The following is an 18812-nucleotide window of genomic DNA, read 5'->3' as shown; positions in this document are numbered from 1 at the left end:
GCCGGAGACAATCCTGACTCAGGAGTTTTCCCATTGATGCCATTCGTAATATCGCGACGGCCGAACCATGCTCCCAAGTTATCCACAGCCGCGGTGGAGGACACTCCCGGCGGTGGATAACCGGAGAAGCTGGAACCACATGCCCTGTTTTTCTTCCGATGCCTGGTCCTCAACCGGCACAGTGGAAGCACCCCGTGCCGATTTCGGTGCGGGGGCCACCATCCATCACTCATCCGGGAAGGGCATGTCGGCGCCGCGTTTCCTTCCCTCCACATGAAAGGAAAGCCATGAACTCCTCCTTAACCATTGTTGATGGCCGTTCCGGTCCGTTGGTCCGCGGTAGGGCCAGATTCGCGGAATTACGGGAACGCGCCAACGAACGCATCTGCCTCATGGACGCCAGGATCCGCACACTGACGGCCGAACCCGAGGAAGGCGCGGCCACGGCCGAGTACGCCGTCGTACTCATCGCGGCTACGGGCTTTGCGGCACTGCTGGTCACCATTCTGAAGTCGGACGTCATCAAGACGCTCTTGACGAATATCGTCAAGAAGGCGCTGAACATCGGGTGACGATCATGAGATGTCCAACAATCCGATGGCGGGCACGATTGCCGCCGCATCATGCATCGGAACCGTCACCGCATGAATGGTGGCCCGGCAGGGGAAACGACATTGATGACGGGGCGTGCGCATGGGAGAAGGGATCGGCCACGGCCGAGTTCGCCATCGTGCTGCCCAGCGTCATCGCCATCGCCGGACTGTTGTTGACGTTGGGGCGAGTGGTGTCGGTCTCGATGGACTGTCATAGCGCCGCTTCGGCCGCGGCCCGCGAGCTGGTGGTCTCCGGTCAGGAGTCATCCGCGCAGCGGGCCGCCGCCGAGGTGGCCGGCAATGGCATTTCGATACGGGCGGAATACAGCGAGCGTTCGGTAAGCGTGGTCGTGGAATGCCCGGTATTGCCCGGTCCGTTGGACGTGACCCCGACCCGCATCGCCAGCGACGCCACTGCGGTGTTGCAGTGACCCATACAGCGATGAGCAGGCAAAGGAGCGAGCAAGTGTATCGGACACGATTCGAGGAAGTCGAGGAAGGTTCGGGAACCATGGCCGGCGCCATGCTGGTCATGGTCGTGGGCGTCGCGCTCGCGGTCGTGGCTTGCGTGGGCAATCTGATGGTCTGTCAGAGCCGGGCCCGCTCCTTGGCTGATTTGGCCGCGTTCTCCGCGGCATACGTCGCTTGGCATGAGGATGCCGGTGACCCCTGCGCGCTTGCCGTGAACACGGTTTCGGCGAGCGGGGCCACGGCATCTGACTGCGCGGTGCATGGCGATGACGTTTGGGTCACCGTCGCGGTGGAGACCAAGGTGCCGTTGGCGTTTCACGTGGAACGCACGTCCCGGGCCGGGCCCATGGAATGCACGAGGGGAGTCGGGGAATGAGATAACGCGATATGCCGGAAGCGGATGTCGGATAAGCCGCACGTGTGAGGGGAGCGTCGCTCTGGCGGGGCACGGCCATCATTGGTTAAGGTGAAGGCATGAGTGAACGCAACGAACGCTGCCGGGTTGTGGCCATGGTGGGCAACCCCACTTCGGACAAGGGCCGCGGCGCCAAAGTGGACGCGCAGGTGCTGTCCCTGCTCCAGGCCGCCGGTCGGGCCCATGATTTCACGGTGATGGACATCACCGGCACCAGTTTCGACGATTCGCTGAATCAGGCCCGCGAACGAGCGCATGAATACGACTATCTGGTGGTGGTCGGTGGCGACGGCATGATCGCGCTCGGAGCCAACGCCGTGGGATGCAGTGGCAAGCCGCTGGGTGTGGTGGCCATGGGTTCGGGCAACGATTTCGCACGTGGGCTCAAGCTTCCGGTCAACCGCATCGAGACTGCCGTGGAAGGCATCGTCGGTGCGATCGTGTGCGGTTCGACCATTGACGTGGACATGGGGCGTGTGACTTCGCTGGAAGGCGGGCGTGCGGTCGATCCGACCACCGGAGACGAATACGAGTCGGCCGACGGGCAGATCGAAGACCGCCCAATCGACCGGTACTATGCGGGCATGCTGTCCTGCGGCATCGATGCGAGCATCAACGACCGAGCGAACCATTCGCGTCTGCCGAACGGCTCCGTGCGTTACTTCGCCGCGGTGCTGGTGGAGCTGACGCGCATGAAGCGGTACGGCTACCACGTCAAGGCCACCCTGGCGGATGGTTCGACGGACGAACGGGACATCATCTCGCCGTTGCTGACCGTGGCGAACTCACGACACATCGGCGGCGGCATCGAGGTCTCGCCGTACTCATGCTTCTCCGACGGATTGCTGGATCTGGTGTGGATGGACCATGTGCCCAACTTCGGCGAATGTGTGGTGGCTGTCTCGAACGCCTATAACGGCAGGCTGCTCGCCTCGCAGGTGTTCGGATGGGAGCGCGTACGGGAGATCGAGATCACCCGGGCGGACGAGGGCGATGAGCCGCCGCTGCTGATGGCGGACGGCGAGTACATCGGTCGCCTGCCGGTCCGGGTGGTGGCCGAGGACTGCGCATTGCGCGTGCTGGTGCCTCCGGCCGTGGCCGCGCAGGGTGTGGACGACCGGCAGCGGGTGATGGACGCCATCGCCAGGGATGGGCGCGATCCGTTGACCGGACGATTCGAATAATCGCACCGTACCTCGGTTTTCGGGCTCAAGTCCAGGTCCGGCTATGCGCGGAGCCGCTTGCGACCGGCATCGAGGATAGCGAGGATAGCTAGACGGTGCCGGATGGGTCCCAAACCGTTGTCGCGCGAACCGTTTGGTTTCGATGCTCAGTCTTGGGTGACGTACCCTTCGATATGCAGCGTCTGGGCCATGACCTCCTTGATGGTCTGGTCGCTGACATTCGGATGGGAACGGATCAGCGAGATGAGGCCCACGATCAGCGTGAAGAACGTCTCGTGGACGTTGGTGATCGGCAGACCATGCAGCTGCTCGAAGTCACGCACGGTGGTCTGGGCGATGTAGTCCGCGATGCGATCGGCGGCCCGGTCGATGAACTTGATATACAGTTCGGCGTTGCCGTCCTGGATCATACGGTTCGAGAACGGGCTTTCATCGGCGATGAGCGCGCGCAGCAGACGGACGATGTCGTTGATGGCCTTACTCACGTTGCCGGTCTCGCGGGACTCGTTCCAGCGTTCCAGTTTGGAGAGGATCTCGTCGATGACGTCGTCCAGCACGGCGTCCGCCACGGCGTCCTTGTCCTTGAAGTAGTGGTAGAACAACGAGCGCGTCATGCCGACCTCGCCCGCGATGTCGGACACGGTGATGCGGGAGAACCCCTTCTCCAGGCAAATGGTGCGGGCGGCCTGCACGATGGCCTCGCGGCGCGCATCGCCGCGGGCGGACTGCTTCTCTTCGGGAGCGCTGGTCATGATCCCTCCTGCCTGACAAGGTTATTGACACTATGTTAATACCTGTCGGGAGGGCTGACCGCCGGCGGTTCCGGTAGCTGAGTGGGTCCGAGGGGCGATGGATGGCAGCCGGACGCGGTCGTATGGGAATGTAGGTGAGGGCAAGGTAGGTTAGTAGCTATGGCACTTGCACTGTATCGTCGCTATCGTCCGGACACCTTCGCCGGTGTGATCGGCCAGGACCAAGTCACGGTCCCGCTGATGCGAGCCCTTGACGAGGGCAAGCTCACGCACGCCTACCTGTTCTCCGGGCCGCGCGGCTGCGGCAAGACCAGTTCGGCGCGCATCCTGGCGCGATGCGTGAACTGCGCCAAGGGCCCCACCTCGCATCCCTGCGGCGAATGCGAGAGCTGCAAGGATTTGGCCACCGGAGGCCCCGGCTCCATCGACGTGGTGGAGATCGACGCCGCCTCGCACAACGGCGTGGACGACGCCCGTGAACTGCGCGAACGCGCCGGATTCGCCCCCGCCCGCGACCGCTACAAGATCTTTATCCTCGACGAGGCCCATATGGTCACGCAGCAGGGCTTCAACGCGCTGCTCAAGATCGTCGAGGAACCGCCCGAGCATGTGATGTTCATCTTCGCCACCACCGAGCCGGACAAGGTGATCGGCACCATCCGCTCGCGCACCCATCACTATCCGTTCCGCCTAGTGCCCCAGGAGGTCATGGGTCCGTATCTGGAGACGATCTGCGAGAAGGAGAGCATCAAGGCCGAACCCGGTGTGCTCAAGCTTGCGATGCGCGCCGGCGGCGGATCGGTGCGAGACACGCTGTCTGTGCTGGATCAGCTTATGGTCGGCTCGGTGGAAGGCGTCATCACTCATGATGCCGCTGTGGCGCTGTTGGGCTTCACTCCGGAGGCGCTGATCGGCGAGGCCGTGGACGCGGTCATCGACCATAACGGCGAGGCCCTGTACGGCGTGATTCAGAAGGTCGTGGTCGGCGGGTTCGATCCGCGCCGGTTTGTGGAAGACCTGCTGGCCCGCGTGCGTGACCTGTTGGTGCTCACACTGGCCGGAGACCGCGCGGAATCCGTACTGTCCGATACGGCCGAGGCCGAGGATATGGACGATTTGCACCGTCAGGCCAAGGCGTTGGGGCTTGGCGCGCTGACCGCCATGGCGGAGATCATCAACACCACGCTGGGTGCCATGACCGGTGCGATTTCCCCGCGTATGCGGTTGGAACTGCTGGCCGCGCGTCTGCTGGCAGGCAGTGAGACGGGCTTTGCCGTGGCCGTGCCGGGCATGGCTGGAGCTGCCGGCATTGGTGCTCCGAGCGCGACGCAGGGCGGTGCCGCAGGCGGTGCGCAAGGTGGTGCAGCGGCCGGGGGTGCTGGTGGTGCGGCTTCCGGTGGCTTTGCCGGTGCCTCACGCGGCGGTTTCGTCGGTTCCTCTCATGGAGGATTCTCCGGTGCCGCGCGAAATCAGCGGCAAACGGCTGGCGGATCCGTCGGGACGCAGACCGGCGGGAACGCCGTATCCGCAGTCGCGGGCGGTACGCAACAGGCCGCGGTGAACGATGGCTGGGGTGCGCATGCTGGCGATACCGGCACGGCTGCGGCGCAATCCGGTGTTTCGGCCAATGGTTGGGGGATTGCGTCGTCCGCTCAGCCCGCTGCCGGCATGCCGGCACAGCAGATGCCAGGTCAGTCCGCTAACGGTTGGGGAGCCTCGACGCAGTCCGGAGGAACGCAGCCGGTTGGCGGTGTGAATGGCAATATCGCTGGTGCTGGTGCTGGTGCTGGTGCTGGTGCTGGTGCTGGTACGGCCGTGCCTGCGGTAGCGGATAACCGTTCGACAGACGAGAAGTGGGACGCGGCCGTGGCGGGACTGCCTGAGGCCGTCCGCGAGTACGTGACGCGCGGCAAGGTGCCGACCGTCAAGTTCGGCCCTAACCGCAAGGGATTGCCATGCCTGTCCATGACCTTCGACAAGCCGTTGAGCCAGCATGCCTTCGCGCTTGCCGTGGATACCGATAGCGGCAAGAAGGCATCGGCCGTGGTGAGGGATGCCGTGCGTAAGGAATTCGGTCCCACGGCGGTCATCGCCCCTACGGCGGTCACGGCTAACGGCGAGCGGGCCGAATCCATCAAGTACATGAGCCCAGAGCAACTGGCCAAGGTGAAGCAGCAGATCGCGCTGGCCAAGGCGGGACTGGCCGCTTCCAGTCTTGGAGCCGGATTGGGCATGCGTGCCGGCAGCGAGCCAAAAACGCCGAAACCGGCGGCCCAGCCGGAGGAATCCGACGATATCCACCGAGCCGGAACAGTATCTGACGCTGATAACCAGCCCAGCCTGATCAGCAGATCTTCCACATCCAGTTGGGCGGAGGATGATCCCTGGGCCAAGCCGATCGCCGGCGCAGCCGATACCGCAGACAGGACCGCGGTACCGGATTCCGGTAGCCGGCCCGGCGGGACACGGACGGACGCTCCGGCGATGCCGGCGGCCGATGGCTTCGCCCCGGCCGAGGCGTCCACCGCGGCGCCACAACACGAGGAACACCACAAGAAGCACGTGGCGGTTCCGGACGTCAGCGACGGCGTGGACCCATGGGCCGTGCCTGCGCAACCTGCCGCATCCGCTGGCGTTTCAGCGACCGTCTCGCCGGCTGCTCCGGCAGCGGACGACCCATGGACGGGCGGCGGTGCGCAACCGCAGACTCAGGGACCGACTGCCTCTGCGGCGGACGACCCCTGGACCGGCGGCACGCGGTCCCGAAACGAGGACTCGGCCGCATCGTCGGCAGATTCCTGGTCGGGATCGCAATCCGGATTCGGAACCGGCGGGGATGCGACTTCACAGCAGGACCGCTCCAGACGGGCGTCCGGAACACGGACCGCCGCGACGGCCGCCCAGCCTGGCGCCAACTCGTCGGGGCTTTCCGCGAACGCAAAGCCCCGGAGCGTCGCGAACGGCGTGGACCCGTGGGCGGACGTGCCGCCGGCGGAGGAACCACCGATGGACGACGGCATGGGACCCGACCCGTGGAATCAGCCGCAAGGCAGTACGCCGGACAACGACCCGTGGAACCAACCGGTACGATCAGCAGGGCAGTCTTCGGCAGGGTCATCGCCTATGGCCTCGGAAGCGGATCCGTGGAACCAGCCGGCGGTGCCGAGCCAAGCCCAAGTCGGGCAGACGGGCGGTGCCGCTGCCGGGCGCTGGGATCAGCGGTCGAACCAGACTGCACAGCCGTCAGGGCAATCGGCGGGACAGTCGGCCGACCCGTGGAACCAGCAGGTTCCGTCGCAGGCCGGTCCTCAGTCCGGACCGCAGGTGCCGGCCGAGGACGACGAGTACTCGATGAACGACCAGTCGCTGGGCGAGGCTTCGGCCATGAGCCTGGACGACCTGAAGAAGATGTTCGAGGTCAAGAAGGTCGAGGAGTTCACGGCCGACGACCCCAAGAACCCGAGGAATATGCAGGCCGCTAAGAAGCCTGAGGAGTGACGACTTCTCCCCGAGAGGAAAGCCTGAGCCGGGGCTCCGAGCAAGCATGATGGTCGCGGTGTGAAGCCGCGGCGGAAAGTGAGACATATCCATGGCATTGGCCTATGACGGTGCCGTACAGCGCCTGATCGACGCATTCGGCCGGTTGCCGGGCATCGGACCCAAAGGCGCGCAGCGCATCGCGTTCTACATTCTGTCCGCGCCGGAGGATGAGGCGCGCGACCTTGCCGAAGCCATCGAAGAGGTCAAGGAGAAGGTGCGGTTCTGCGACATCTGCGGCAATGTCTGCGAGTCCAGCCCATGCCCGGTGTGCGCCGACCCGCGCCGTGACCACACGGTGATCTGCGTGGTGGAGGAGCCCAAGGATGTGATGAGCATCGAGCGCACCCGCGAATACCGCGGCCTGTACCACGTGCTCGGCGGCGCCATCAACCCCATGGCCAACGTGGGGCCCGCCGACCTGCGGATTCCGGGACTCATCAAACGGCTGGAAAGCGGTGAGGTCACCGAGGTGATCATGGCGCTCGACCCGAACATCGAGGGCGAGGCCACCACCAGCTATCTGACCCAGCTGCTCAGGCCGGCCGGCGTCAAGGTCACCCGACTGGCGAGCGGCCTGCCGGTGGGCTCCGATCTGGAATACGCGGACGAAATCACCCTCGGCCGTGCGCTCGCCGGCCGACGGGAGGCCTGAGCCCAGAGTTTTGGAACCTAGTCGGCGAGCGGATCGTTCGGCTTGTTGCCGGGCAGTCGGTGCCATGGCCAGAACGCTGCATGCCGGATGATGCGGGCGGTCTCGTGGCGGCGGCGCAGCCAGACAACGAACAGTCCGGCCATCAGCACGCCTGCGGTCACGCCGATGGTGATGTTGCGGGCGTCGAGGATGTCGTTCGGCTCCGGGGCCGGCACCGGGATGGCCACGCGATGGCCGGAAATGAGCAGTCGGTGCGTGTTCACGCCATACGGTGTGCAGGTCATCAGGGTCACGCGGTCCTCGCCGGGCACGATGCGCAGCTTCGAGGTGTCGTCCGGCAGGATCACCGAGATGTTGTCCACCTTGTAGCCCAGCGTCTCGCCCATGACCTCGATGTAGAAGAAGTCGCCTTTCTTCACTTCGTCGAGGCGGGTGAACATCATCGCCTCCACCAGACCGCGGTGGCCGGTGATCACCGAATGGGTCGATTTGCCGCCCACGGGCAGGCTCGTACCGTACAGATGGCCTGCGCCGGACGCCAACGCTTCCTCCGACGTGCCGTGATAGATCGGCAGGTCGATGGACTGCTTGGGTACCTTGATGGTGCCCATCACCTCGTTGCCGGCGTTGAGCAGCGACTGGTATTCCTTGTCCTTCTTGGAGGCGGAGTCCTCGCCACTGGCGCGCGAGCCGCCCTGCGACGTGGCGAACGGGTCCACGGCCTCGCCCAGGACGGGCTGGCCGGAAGCGGCGAGTTTCTGGTTATAGGCACGGGCTGCCTTGAGCGCGTCCTCGGCCTGTGGGTACGGCCAATTCGCCACATCGCGCGCACTGGTGGCCGCGGTGGCGGCAAGTTCTCGGCCGGACTGGAATTGCAGGGCCAGCGGGAAGCAGGCCACGGCCGCGGCGGCGATCAGCAGCACCAGTGTGATGATGCGCATCACCCAAAGATTGCGTTGCAGACGGCGGCGTTCGGCGAGCAGGTCGGTGATGTCAACGGCTTCGTTGAACGACGTGAGCGGGGGAGTTGCGGCCGGTCGGCCGGACTGGTTGGTCGCGTTCGGCCGCGGTTCGAGGTCGTTCGGTTGCTTATCGTGTGACGACTTATGCGATTCGGCTGCGATGACGCGGTCCGAGGGGGTCGGCTTTTCGGAGCGTCGGGGAGCGGCGTGCCTGCTCGCATGACGACTGCGTGAGAAAGCCATGGCCGATGCCTCCGTCCCGATATGCCCCTGTATCGCTGTGCGACACGTTACCCGTGCCGAATGCCCGGCGCAAATACCGGGTCAGGGCACCAGAACAAAGGAAAGGGCCCGGGTGATGAAGCCGGGCCCTGAGAGAGGAAGAAGAAGGAGAAGAAGAAAGGTTCGTTCAATTATGAGGCTTTGCGGAAACCCCTCCGGTTCGCTTTCGTTTGCCGGTAATTGATATATAACCGCATGAACTTGGGAGGAACGATGCGAGTGGCGCAAAGACCTCTGGCATCATCCTGAACGTTCGCTGAATTCGGCTTGTTTGGCGGTGTCCACATGCCGGTGGCGGTCCGCGGGGTGAGGACGGCGGTCCTTATAATCGTTGCGTTTGCGTAGAATGTTCGGCAAACGTCCCCTAAGAGAAGAACAAAGGACAGCAGTGGCTCTCATCGTGCAGAAGTACGGCGGCTCCTCGGTCGCCGATACCGATTCGATCAAACGTGTGGCCAAGCGCGTTGTGGAAACGGAGAAGAAGGGCAACAAGGTGGCCGTGGTGGTCTCCGCCATGGGCGACACCACCGACGACCTCATCGACCAGGCGCTGAGCATCGACTCCAACCCGCCCGAGCGCGAGATGGACATGCTGATGACCGCCGGTGAGCGCATCTCCATGAGCCTGCTGGCCATGGCCATCCATGCGGAAGGCAGCCGGGCCCACTCCTTCACCGGCCAGCAGGCCGGCTTCTTCACCGACGCCCGGTATGGTGCGGCTCACATCAAGTCCGTCAAGCCGGACCGCGTGAAGAACGCGCTGGCTCTGGGGGACATCGCCATCGTGGCCGGTTTCCAGGGCATCAACGCCAAGGGTGACGCCACCACGCTCGGTCGCGGCGGTTCCGATACGTCCGCCGTGGCGCTCGCCGTGGCCCTCGGCGCCGACATCTGCGAGATCTACACCGATGTGGACGGCATCTTCACCGCCGATCCGCGCATCGTGCCGGCTGCCCGTCGCATCCCGGTCATCGACTACGACTCCATCCTGGAGATGGCCTCCTGCGGTTCCAAGGTGCTGGCCCTGCGCTGCGTGGAGTACGCCCAGCGGTTCAACATGCCGCTGCATGTGCGTTCGTCCTTCTCCCACCGTCCGGGCACGCTGGTGGTGCCAAACGGCGTGGACCCGCGCACGCTGCCGAACCTCGACTGACGGGCGGTCCGTCCGCAACCGTGCGGGCGAATGGCGTCGGTCATCAGAACAACGTAAGACAATCAAGCAAGACAAGGCAAGACATGACTGAAGAAGAAGCGAAATCCATGGGCGACCTGTTCCCCGACCTCGGCCCCGAGGCCCCGGTGATCTCCGGTATCGCCCACGACCGTTCCGAGGCGCTGGCCACCGTGCGCGGCGTGCCGAACGAGCCGGGCATGGCCGCCAAGGTGTTCACCGAGCTGGCCACCGCCGGCGTGAACGTGGACATGATCGTGCAGGCCGGTGCATCCGTGGGTACCGCGGACATCTCCTTCACCGTGCCGGAAGCCGCCGTCAAGCAGGTGCAGGACACGCTGCTCGACAAGCAGGAGGAGCTGGGCTACCACTCCTTCGACATCAACACCAACGTGGGCAAGGTGGCCGTGGTGGGTGTCGGCATGAAGACCCACTCCGGTCTGGCCGCCAAGTTCTTCCGCGCGCTGAGCGACAAGGGCATCAACGTGCTCATGATCTCGACCTCCGAGATCCGCATCGCCGCCTTGGTGCCGCTGGAGCAGCTCAACGAGGCCGTCAAGGCGCTGCACACCGCGTACGGCCTGGACGCCACGCAGATCGAGGCCGTGGTCTACGGCGGTACCGGTCGCTGAGTTTTTACGGACATATGAATTGGCTCCCCTCTTTGAGGGGAGCCATATTGCTATAGAAACGCTACTTCTTGGTGATGTAGCCGAGGGCCTTGAGCATTTCGGCGCATTCGAGTGCGCCGCCGGCGGCACCGCGCAGGGTGTTGTGGGCCAGGCCCACGAACTTCCAGCCGAAGATGGAATCCTCGCGCAGACGGCCGATGGAGACGCCCATGCCGCCCTCGTAATCCACATCGAGCTTGACCTGCGGGCGGTCGTCCTCGGTGAGGTACTGGATGAACTGCTTCGGCGCGTGCGGCAGGCCCAGCTTGGCGGCCTCGGAGGTGTAGTTCACCAGTCGGTCGATGAGCTCCTCCTTGGTGGCCTTCTTGCCGAGGTTGAGGAACACGGTGGCGGTGTGGCCGTTGAGCACGGGCACGCGGATGCACTGGGACGTGATCTTCAGAGCGCCATCGAACGGCACGATCTCGCCCTTGGCGGCGTCCACATGGCCGAACACCTTGAGCGGCTCCTTCTCGCTCTTGGCTTCTTCGCCGGAGATGAACGGAATGATGTTGCCCACCATCTCGGGCCAGTCCTTGAAGGTCTTGCCCGCGCCGGAGATCGCCTGGTAGGTGCTCACGACCACCTCGCGCGGCTCGAATTCCTTCCATGCGGCCAGCGCCGGGGTGTACGCCTGAATGGAGCAGTTGGGCTTGACGGCGATGAAGCCGCGCGTGGTGCCCAGACGCTTGCGCTGGTGTTCGATCACGGCGAAGTGCTCCGGATTGATCTCCGGCACCACCATCGGCACGTCCGGGGTCCAGCGATGGGCGCTGTTGTTGGAGACCACCGGGGTCTCGGTCTTGGCGTAACGCTCCTCGATGGCGCGGATCTGGTCCTTGGGCATGTTCACGGCGGAGAACATGAAGTCCACGTCCTTGGCCACGTTCTCCACGTCGTCGCCGTCGAGCACCGTCATGTTCTTGACGAACTCGGGCATCGGCGTCTCCATCTTCCAACGGTCGCCGACGGCCTCCTCATACGTCTTGCCGGCGCTGTGCGCGGAAGCGGCAAGCGTGGTCAGCTCGAACCACGGATGATTCTCCAGCAGCGTGATGAAGCGCTGGCCGACCATGCCGGTGGCGCCCAGAATGCCGACCTTCAACTTTTCGGACATATCAACCCCTTGGGTCAGATGGATGGGTATACACACGTAGGTTCCAATCTTACGGAATCGACCGGGGCATGGCGCGCGGCCTTCCGTATGATGGCCTGACGGGCGCTGCCGCTCGCGTGATGTGCCGGATCGTCAAGGGACGTGCGGAAAAGAGTCGGGCGGCGGTGCTGCGGTGCCCTGGCCCGGCATGGTGCGGCGTCGTCTCCGACATGGCGACGCGCTACGCTGGTAGCCATGTCTATCGCATCAGTAGAGGCGCAGAAGCAGCTTGACCGTATCGTGGCCCTCGGATACCCGGATGTGGCGGATATGTCCGCCGCGGCCTTCCGCTCGCTGGCCCGGCCCCTCATCGAGGCTCTGGAAGGAGCCGATCTGGGTTCGAACATCCTGCTGGTGCCTACGCGCGAGCTGGTCTCGCCGGAATCGCTGATCGCACGAACCTCCATCAACCGCATGGCCGGGTTCACCACCATGCCCCCGCGTGACATCGCCAGCTTCCTGCCGCAGGATGGCTTCGAACCGCCGGAGGGCCCGTTCTACCTGGTGATCGAGCCGCACACCGGCACCTGCTACATCAACCGCGAACCGGACGTGGCCCGCAAGCTCATCGATTCGGACGAGCGTCTGCCGCTCACGCTGGAGGAGGGGCTGGCCATCGCCACCCAGCATCCGGAGTGGCTGCTGGAGAAGAACGGCTTCAACCTGCTGGGCTCACGTTCGGCGGACGGCCGCGTGCCGTCCATCTGGATGAGTCAGAACGCGCCGCGACTCGGTGCCGTCTGGCCTAACTCCCGCCATACCTGGCTGGGCAACGCCTACTGCATGGCCCGCCGTGGCATCAGCCTGTTCCTGTGATCCTGTAGATCCGCCTGCCATGGGCGTAGACCGATGCGGTCGGACGCTCCAGAGATTAGACATCAGACGTCTGATGATAGTAGGATAGGTATGTCTTGGCACCAGCTTTTCAAGGAGGAAACCAGCATGCCATCATTCGTCGTCGGCGCCTATGCGTCGTTGCCTCAGGGGCGGGAAGCCCAGGAGGACTACTACAACCTGCTGGGTGGGCAGCCGTGGGTAAGCGGCACCGAACTGCCCTTCCCCGGCGACCTTGCGGAAACCGCCGGGCGCATCTGGCTTGCCGGCATCCTGCCCGCCCATTGGCGTGGCAATACCATCACCGTTATTCCCGGAACCATGCAGCACGTGTGGAAGGACCCGAACTTCGGCCTCGCCAGCCCGGACGGGGACGGGCGCCGGGCCGCGCTCGACTTCATGACGCAGGTGCGTGACGCGCTCGCCGACTTCACGCAGTGGCGAGGCAGTCAGGATGTCCGGTTCGTCGAAGTGCATTCGGCGCCCACCGCCAAGGCCGACCGCCGTGCCATGGCCGCCTCGCTGGAGGAGCTGGCGCAGCTGGATTGGTCCGGCGCGAAACTGGTGATCGAGCACTGCGACAAGTACGTTGACGGGCAGAAGCCGGAAAAGGGATTCCTGCCCATCGAGGACGAAATCGAACTGTGCGAACAGGCCGGCATCGGACTGACAGTGAACTGGGGCCGATCTGTGGTGGAAGGCCGAACCGCCGCCACCGCCGTCGAGCATGTGGGCAAGGCCGTGCGGGTCGGCGTGCTCAGCGGGCTCATGTTCTCCGGAGCAGGCCCCGAGGAAACCCAGTACGGGTACGGCTGGATCGACGGCCACCTGCCCATGAGCCCGGACGAGCCGACCTCGCTTATGGATGCCGCCGCGATTGCGGAAACCGTGCGGGCCGCGGGCGAACAGGCGACACCGCTCGATTATCTGGGTGCCAAGGTATGCGTGCCCAAAGACGCGACTCTCGAGGAGCGACTCGGCTATCTGGAGCGCATTTACCGGGCGGTCGTGTCATGAGCGGGGGAACGCAGCCTACGTATCTGGCATTCGATATCGGCGGCACCAAAGTCGCCTCGGGATTCGTGACGCTGCCGGCCGCAGCCGGTGACACTCCCATCGTGACGGGTCGCTGTTCGATACCGACCGAGGCCGCACGCGGCGGCGACGATCTCAAGAGACGCATCGTGGCGCTCGCCATGCGCCAGCTGGAGCAAGCCGCCGCCGAAGACGTGACGATTACGGGCATCGGCATCGCGGCGGCCGGTGTGCCGGACAGTGAGACCGGCGTGATCGTTGCGGCCACCGATATTCTGCCCGGCTGGCGAGGTCAGCGTATCTACGACGCCTTCGCCGATGTGACCGATCTGCCGGTGCGCATGATCGGCGACGTGGGCGCGCACGGACTCGGCGAAGCCAGCTATGGTGCCGGCCGTGGCAAGGGTGTGGTGCTGTCGATCGGTGTGGGCACCGGCATCGGCGGTGCCATCGTGGTGGATGGCGGGCTGTTCACCGGCGCGCACGGCGTGGCGGGCCATGCCGGGCATGTGCCAAGCGCGCTGGGCCGCGGGTTCCTGTGCTCGTGCGGCACCCGTGAGGGGCATATCGAACCGGTGGCGTCCGGCACGGGTCTGAAGGATCTGTACAACCGGCGTCTCGAGGGGGCTCATGAGGGGGCGGATGCCGCTGATACGGCGGTCGAAGCCGGTGGCGACGTTCCCGAGCCGGCCTCGAGCGGCGCAGACGTGGCCGCGCGGGCCGCGGCGGGTGAGCCGTTGGCGTGCGCCGTGTTGGCCGACAGCGCGCGGGCGCTTGGCGAATGCATCGGAGGTATGGGCAACCTCGTCGATCCGGACGTGATCGTCGTGTCCGGGTCGGTGGTCAAGGCCGGGCCGATCTGGTGGGATGCCCTGCGCGACGGATTCGCGGAATCGGCGCTCGCGCTGGTCAAACCCACGCCGCTCGTCGAAGGCGCACTCGGCGGTGATGCGCCGCTCATCGGTGCGGCCGCGGCCGTGCGGCAATATGTGCAGTCTCGATAACGATTGCACTGAATTCACGTTGATTTCGAGGTACTACCCCTCAGTCGGCTTTGCCGACAGCTCCCCTGACAAGGGGAGCCGAGGGAGCAGGGAGCAATGATTATGCATCAGACAATTGAACGAATCAAAGGTGGGCTCGTGGTGAGCTGCCAGGCGTATCCGGGCGAGCCGCTGCGCCACCCGGAGACCATGGCGCAGATGGCCATGGCGGCCGTCGAGGGCGGCGCCGTGGGCATCCGCTGCCAGGGGCTCGCGGACATCGCGGCCATCAAAGGCCAGGTGAGCGTACCGGTGATCGGCATCTGGAAGGACGGCGAGGAGGGCGTGTACATCACGCCGACCTTGCGTCACGCGCGCTGTTGTGCGGCCGCCGGCGCGGACATCATCGCCATCGACGCGACCGGACGCCCGCGACCGGATGGCCTGACCTACGCGGACACCGTGCACGCCCTGCATGACGAAGGCGTGCTCGTGATGGCCGACTGCGGCAGCTTCGCCGACGCCGAACGCGCCGTCGAAGCCGGCACCGACATCATCTCCACCACGCTGTCCGGGTATACGGGCGAGAGGCCGAAGACCGACGGGCCGGACTTCGAGCTGCTCGGCCAGATGATCGAGGCGTTCCCCGACGTGCCCGTGCTGTGCGAGGGACGCATCCACACGCCCGCCCAGTTGCATCGGGTGATGGCCGCAGGCGCGTGGGCCGCCGTGGTGGGAACGGCAATCACGCACCCCACGAGCATCACACGCTGGTTCGTGGCGCAGCTGTGATCAAGTTACGGCTCGAATCGACTACCCCTCAGTCGGCTTCGCCGCCAGCTCGTCCGCAATTACGGACGGACTTTGTCCGCATCTTGTTGGCTTGACTGTCGTCTCGCACATTGCCTGCAAACAGCCCTGCTGTTTGCTTCACGGCAATGTCCTTCAAGGGGAGCCAAGGTGGGACTGTTCGTGGCGCAGCTGTAGAGCGGAAAAGACAGGAAGCGGCGGCTCGTGATGGCTGATTTTCGGCTGAATTCCAGCCGTTTCGGCCATTGCGAGCCGCCGCCTTCGTGTTCCGGCAAGCCCACAACACTCCCGACTTGAAATCAGACATCAGACGTCTTATCATTAAATCAGTTCGACGACGACGTTAAGGGCTCTCACAAGGACCTCCAGCCGAGAGATCGGAATGGCGAGAACCCACAATCACCAACAATCATCAATCAATCTCATCCCAGGAAAGGCACCGTCTCGGTTCGAACGATGGTCCTACATTCACTCAACGACGAGGAGAACCAATGATCAGGAAGAATGGAAAGTTCAAGGCTGCCGTGGCGGCGACCGTCGCGGGCCTCATGCTGCTCGCCGGATGCGGCGGCGGTGGCAACACCCAGAGCACGGCGAAGGGCGGCACGGCGGTGGCCGACACCATCACCGCACAGGTCGCGTACGCAACCCGCGACTTCTCGCCGTCCACCACGTCCAGCGCCCTCGCCATGGCCGGCAACTGGCATGTGACCGAGCCGCTGTACGCGCTCAACTACACGGACTACTCCGTGTTCAACGCGCTCGCCGCCGGCGAGCCGGAGCAGGTCTCCGACACCGAGTACGTCGTCACCCTGCGCGACGGAGCCAAGTTCTCCGACGGCAAGGCGGTCACCGCCGACGACGTGGTCTCCTCCTACAAGCGCACCACCGCCGAAGGCAGCCTGTACATCTCCATGCTCGACTTCATCGATTCCGTCGAGGCCAAGTCCGACACCGAAGTGACCTTCAAGCTCACCCGCGCGTTCCCGATGTTCAAGCAGCGCCTCGCCCTCATCCAGATCGTCCCCTCCTCGATGAGCGACGAGGACCTCAAGGCCCAGCCGATCGGCTCCGGCCCGTGGAAGTACACGGAGATCACCGACCAGCAGGTCAAGTTCGACAAGAACGACCAGTACAACGGCGACTACCCCGCCCAGGCCGCGCACATGGTGTGGAACGTGTCCGTGGACGACACCGCCCGCGTCACCGCCATGCAGGCCGGCAAGGTGGACGTGATGGAGATGGTCCCCGCCAACGCCTTCAAGACCCTCGAATCCTCCGGTTCCGAACTGGAGACCGTGCAGGGCTTCAACCTGCCGTTCCTGATGTTCAACACCAAGAAGGCCCCGTTCGACAAGAAGGAAGTCCGCCAGGCCGTCTTCTACGCGATCGACACCCAGAAGCTCATCGACAACCAGATGTCCGGCCAGGCCACCGCGGCCACCAGCTTCCTGCCCGAGAACTTCTCGAACTACCACAAGGCCAGCAACGTCTACACCAAGAACGTGGAGAAGGCCAAGGAACTGCTCAAGGAGGCCGGCGTCACCGGTGACCTCAAGTTCACCCTCTACACCACCGACCACTCCTGGATCACCCAGCTGGCCCCGCAGATCAAGAACGATCTGGCCGAGATCGGCATGACCGTGGACATCCAGTCGATGGCGTCCTCCGCCCTCTACCCGAACATCACCGACAAGGAAGACGCCGACTTCTCCATGGTGCTCGCCCCCGGCGACCCGTCCGTGTTCGGCAACGACCCCGACCTGTTGATGAACTGGTGGTACGGCGACAACGCCTGGACCAAGACCCGTACCTTCTGGAACGGCTCCGAGGGCTACACCGAGCTCCACGAGCTGATGGACAAGGCCCTGGACGCCTCCAGCGACGACGAGCGCCAGGGCTACTGGAACCAGTGCTTCGACCTGCTCAGCGAGGAGGTCCCGCTCTACCCGCTGTTCCACCGTCAGACGACCACCGCCTTCAAGAAGGGCGTGTTCAAGAGCGTCGACGCCATCGGTTCGACCGGCATCAACCTGGTGAACGCCGAGCTGAACAAGTAACGTCCCGCCGGTAGCGAAAACCCACCATCATCGAACGGCCCTCCCGTCCCGCGGGCCACTGAACGTCCGCGAGGCGGGAGGGCCATGCCGTTCATCGAGCTGGTCTTCGGACCTGATGCGATGGGTTCCGGCTACCCCTCAGTCACTTCGTGACAGCTCCCCCGACAAGGGGAGCCGAGGAAAAGGAATGCAGCGGTTTAAGCCCCATGGAGTGCCGACCCGCATGCCATTCCCGAATCACCCTGAATCACCTGTCTTGAACAATCCGACAAGGGAGTCCCATTGAACAACCTGCTACGCCTCCTCGGCAGACGACTGATCGCCCTGCCGTTCATGGCATTCGGAGTGACCCTGCTGGTCTACTTCCTGATGTCCTTCTCCCAGTACGACCCCGCCGTCGCTGCCCTCGGCGAGAACGCCACCCCGCAGGCGCTCGCCGCCTACCGCCACGAAATGGGCTTCGACCGCCCCTGGTGGGAGCAGTTCTTCTCCTACCTCGGCGGCCTGCTGCGCGGCGACCTCGGCGTCTACGGCGTCAACAAGGACCCGGTGAGCGGCCGCATCGCCACCGCGTTCCCCATCACCCTCCAGCTGACCTTCATCGGCCTGCTCATCGCCATCGTCTTTGCCGTCATCTTCGGCGTGCTGGCCGCCCTCTACCGCGACACCTGGGTCGACCAGGCCATCCGCGTGGTCTCCATCATCGCCATCGCCACCCCGTCCTTCTGGCTCGGCGTGCTCCTCATCTACGCGCTGCAGATCAAGATGGCCTGGCTGCCCGGCGCCGGCGACCTGCCCGCCTTCACCCAGGATCCGGCCGGATACCTGGCCCGCATGGCCATGCCCAGCTTCGCGCTCGGCCTGCCTGTGGCCGGCTCGCTCACCCGCATCATCCGCACCTCCATGGTCGAGGAGCTCGACAAGGACTACGTGCGCACCGCCATCGGCGCCGGCGTGCCCAAGGGCGTGGTCGTGGCCCGCAACGTGTTCCGCAACGCCCTGATCACCCCGGTCACCATGCTCGGCATGAAGATCGGCTACCTCATGGGCGGCGCCATCGTCATCGAGGTCATCTTCGCCCTGCCCGGCATGGGCACCGCGATGTTCGACGGCATCAACAACAACCAGCCGACCCTTGTGCAGGGCGTGGCGCTGGTCGTGGCGTTGGCCTTCATGGTGGTCAACGTGATCGTCGACCTGCTCTATGTCCTCATCAACCCGCGAATCAGGACGGTGTGACG

Annotated in this window: 17 protein-coding genes; 14 read left to right on the top strand and 3 right to left on the bottom strand. The window is 64.7% G+C overall.

Features of this window, described 5'->3' with window-relative positions; translation table 11 throughout:
• The first annotated feature begins 287 nt into the window (after positions 1 to 287).
• The 4 genes from DF196_RS05935 to DF196_RS05920 all read left to right on the top strand — a co-directional run bounded on the left by DF196_RS05935 (position 288) and on the right by DF196_RS05920 (position 2663).
• Positions 288 to 572 carry a DUF4244 domain-containing protein gene (locus tag DF196_RS05935; protein ID WP_109056950.1) on the top strand — a complete coding sequence of 95 codons (285 nt, stop codon included), beginning with the start codon at positions 288 to 290 and terminating at the stop codon, positions 570 to 572.
• Positions 573 to 577: 5 nt separating this feature from the next.
• Positions 578 to 1024 (top strand): TadE/TadG family type IV pilus assembly protein, encoded by a 447-nt coding sequence (locus DF196_RS05930; protein ID WP_109056972.1) that lies wholly within the window; start codon positions 578 to 580, stop codon positions 1022 to 1024.
• Between the two features lie 35 nt (positions 1025 to 1059).
• Entirely contained in the window at positions 1060 to 1440 is a 381-nt protein-coding gene (locus tag DF196_RS05925) for an Rv3654c family TadE-like protein (RefSeq protein WP_241519613.1), read from the top strand.
• A gap of 98 nt (positions 1441 to 1538) precedes the next feature.
• Positions 1539 to 2663: a diacylglycerol/lipid kinase family protein gene (locus DF196_RS05920; protein WP_109056948.1), complete on the top strand. Its 1125-nt coding sequence runs from the start codon at positions 1539 to 1541 to the stop codon at positions 2661 to 2663.
• 146 nt (positions 2664 to 2809) lie between these two features.
• Here the strand turns inward: DF196_RS05920 and DF196_RS05915 are convergent, their stop codons facing one another.
• Positions 2810 to 3415, bottom strand: a complete 606-nt coding sequence (locus DF196_RS05915) for a TetR/AcrR family transcriptional regulator (protein ID WP_109056947.1) — start codon at positions 3413 to 3415, stop codon at positions 2810 to 2812.
• Between the two features lie 159 nt (positions 3416 to 3574).
• Here DF196_RS05915 and DF196_RS05910 point away from each other — a divergent pair, with 159 nt between their 5' ends.
• Together DF196_RS05910 and recR are read left to right on the top strand one after the other, a co-directional pair.
• Complete coding sequence (locus DF196_RS05910; protein WP_109056946.1) at positions 3575 to 6913, top strand: DNA polymerase III subunit gamma and tau; 3339 nt, start codon at positions 3575 to 3577, stop codon at positions 6911 to 6913.
• Between the two features lie 91 nt (positions 6914 to 7004).
• On the top strand, positions 7005 to 7607 hold the full coding sequence (gene recR / locus DF196_RS05905; protein ID WP_109056945.1) for a recombination mediator RecR: 603 nt from the start codon (positions 7005 to 7007) through the stop codon (positions 7605 to 7607).
• A gap of 17 nt (positions 7608 to 7624) precedes the next feature.
• On the opposite strand, the gene DF196_RS05900 is transcribed toward recR, so the two are convergent.
• Positions 7625 to 8812: a class C sortase gene (locus DF196_RS05900; RefSeq protein ID WP_109056944.1), complete on the bottom strand. Its 1188-nt coding sequence runs from the start codon at positions 8810 to 8812 to the stop codon at positions 7625 to 7627.
• 427 nt (positions 8813 to 9239) lie between these two features.
• Here DF196_RS05900 and DF196_RS05895 point away from each other — a divergent pair, with 427 nt between their 5' ends.
• Positions 9240 to 10004 carry an aspartate kinase gene (locus tag DF196_RS05895; protein WP_109056943.1) on the top strand — a complete coding sequence of 255 codons (765 nt, stop codon included), beginning with the start codon at positions 9240 to 9242 and terminating at the stop codon, positions 10002 to 10004.
• Between the two features lie 83 nt (positions 10005 to 10087).
• Positions 10088 to 10654: an ACT domain-containing protein gene (locus tag DF196_RS05890; RefSeq protein ID WP_109056942.1), complete on the top strand. Its 567-nt coding sequence runs from the start codon at positions 10088 to 10090 to the stop codon at positions 10652 to 10654.
• 61 nt (positions 10655 to 10715) lie between these two features.
• Here the strand turns inward: DF196_RS05890 and asd are convergent, their stop codons facing one another.
• Positions 10716 to 11810, bottom strand: coding sequence for an aspartate-semialdehyde dehydrogenase (asd, locus tag DF196_RS05885; protein ID WP_109056941.1), 1095 nt, complete (start codon positions 11808 to 11810; stop codon positions 10716 to 10718).
• A gap of 234 nt (positions 11811 to 12044) precedes the next feature.
• On the opposite strand from asd, the gene DF196_RS05880 reads away from it, so the two are divergent.
• The 6 genes from DF196_RS05880 (at position 12045) to DF196_RS05855 (ending at position 18810) form a co-directional block, all read left to right on the top strand.
• Complete coding sequence (locus DF196_RS05880) at positions 12045 to 12665, top strand: DUF5701 family protein (RefSeq protein WP_109056940.1); 621 nt, start codon at positions 12045 to 12047, stop codon at positions 12663 to 12665.
• A gap of 126 nt (positions 12666 to 12791) precedes the next feature.
• Positions 12792 to 13700 (top strand): DUF4862 family protein, encoded by a 909-nt coding sequence (locus DF196_RS05875; protein ID WP_109056939.1) that lies wholly within the window; start codon positions 12792 to 12794, stop codon positions 13698 to 13700.
• Entirely contained in the window at positions 13697 to 14722 is a 1026-nt protein-coding gene (locus DF196_RS05870) for an ROK family protein (RefSeq protein ID WP_109056938.1), read from the top strand. The genes DF196_RS05875 and DF196_RS05870 overlap by 4 nt, the downstream gene beginning before the upstream one ends.
• 102 nt (positions 14723 to 14824) lie before the next feature.
• Positions 14825 to 15493, top strand: a complete 669-nt coding sequence (locus tag DF196_RS05865) for an N-acetylmannosamine-6-phosphate 2-epimerase (RefSeq protein ID WP_109056937.1) — start codon at positions 14825 to 14827, stop codon at positions 15491 to 15493.
• Positions 15494 to 16002: 509 nt separating this feature from the next.
• Positions 16003 to 17571 (top strand): ABC transporter substrate-binding protein, encoded by a 1569-nt coding sequence (locus tag DF196_RS05860; RefSeq protein ID WP_109056936.1) that lies wholly within the window; start codon positions 16003 to 16005, stop codon positions 17569 to 17571.
• 282 nt (positions 17572 to 17853) lie between these two features.
• Positions 17854 to 18810, top strand: coding sequence for an ABC transporter permease (locus tag DF196_RS05855; protein ID WP_109056935.1), 957 nt, complete (start codon positions 17854 to 17856; stop codon positions 18808 to 18810).
• Positions 18811 to 18812 lie beyond the last annotated feature (2 nt).

Origin of the sequence: Bifidobacterium callitrichidarum, from assembly GCF_003129905.1 — a bacterium.
Lineage (GTDB): Bacteria > Actinomycetota > Actinomycetes > Actinomycetales > Bifidobacteriaceae > Bifidobacterium > Bifidobacterium callitrichidarum.
The sequence above is the reverse complement of the archived record's forward strand: the minus strand, read 5'-3'. Positions and strand labels throughout refer to the sequence as shown.

Bases quoted from the DNA above. Each gene is read 5' to 3' on its own strand.
- DF196_RS05935 (WP_109056950.1), top strand. From the start codon at position 288: ATGAACTCCTCCTTAACCATTGTTGATGGCCGTTCCGGTCCGTTGGTC.
- DF196_RS05930 (WP_109056972.1), top strand. From the start codon at position 578: ATGAGATGTCCAACAATCCGATGGCGGGCACGATTGCCGCCGCATCAT.
- DF196_RS05920 (WP_109056948.1), top strand. From the start codon at position 1,539: ATGAGTGAACGCAACGAACGCTGCCGGGTTGTGGCCATGGTGGGCAAC.
- DF196_RS05915 (WP_109056947.1), bottom strand. From the start codon at position 3,415: ATGACCAGCGCTCCCGAAGAGAAGCAGTCCGCCCGCGGCGATGCGCGC.
- DF196_RS05910 (WP_109056946.1), top strand. From the start codon at position 3,575: ATGGCACTTGCACTGTATCGTCGCTATCGTCCGGACACCTTCGCCGGT.
- recR (WP_109056945.1), top strand. From the start codon at position 7,005: ATGGCATTGGCCTATGACGGTGCCGTACAGCGCCTGATCGACGCATTC.
- DF196_RS05900 (WP_109056944.1), bottom strand. From the start codon at position 8,812: ATGGCTTTCTCACGCAGTCGTCATGCGAGCAGGCACGCCGCTCCCCGA.
- DF196_RS05890 (WP_109056942.1), top strand. From the start codon at position 10,088: ATGACTGAAGAAGAAGCGAAATCCATGGGCGACCTGTTCCCCGACCTC.
- asd (WP_109056941.1), bottom strand. From the start codon at position 11,810: ATGTCCGAAAAGTTGAAGGTCGGCATTCTGGGCGCCACCGGCATGGTC.
- DF196_RS05880 (WP_109056940.1), top strand. From the start codon at position 12,045: ATGTCTATCGCATCAGTAGAGGCGCAGAAGCAGCTTGACCGTATCGTG.
- DF196_RS05875 (WP_109056939.1), top strand. From the start codon at position 12,792: ATGCCATCATTCGTCGTCGGCGCCTATGCGTCGTTGCCTCAGGGGCGG.
- DF196_RS05870 (WP_109056938.1), top strand. From the start codon at position 13,697: ATGAGCGGGGGAACGCAGCCTACGTATCTGGCATTCGATATCGGCGGC.
- DF196_RS05865 (WP_109056937.1), top strand. From the start codon at position 14,825: ATGCATCAGACAATTGAACGAATCAAAGGTGGGCTCGTGGTGAGCTGC.
- DF196_RS05860 (WP_109056936.1), top strand. From the start codon at position 16,003: ATGATCAGGAAGAATGGAAAGTTCAAGGCTGCCGTGGCGGCGACCGTC.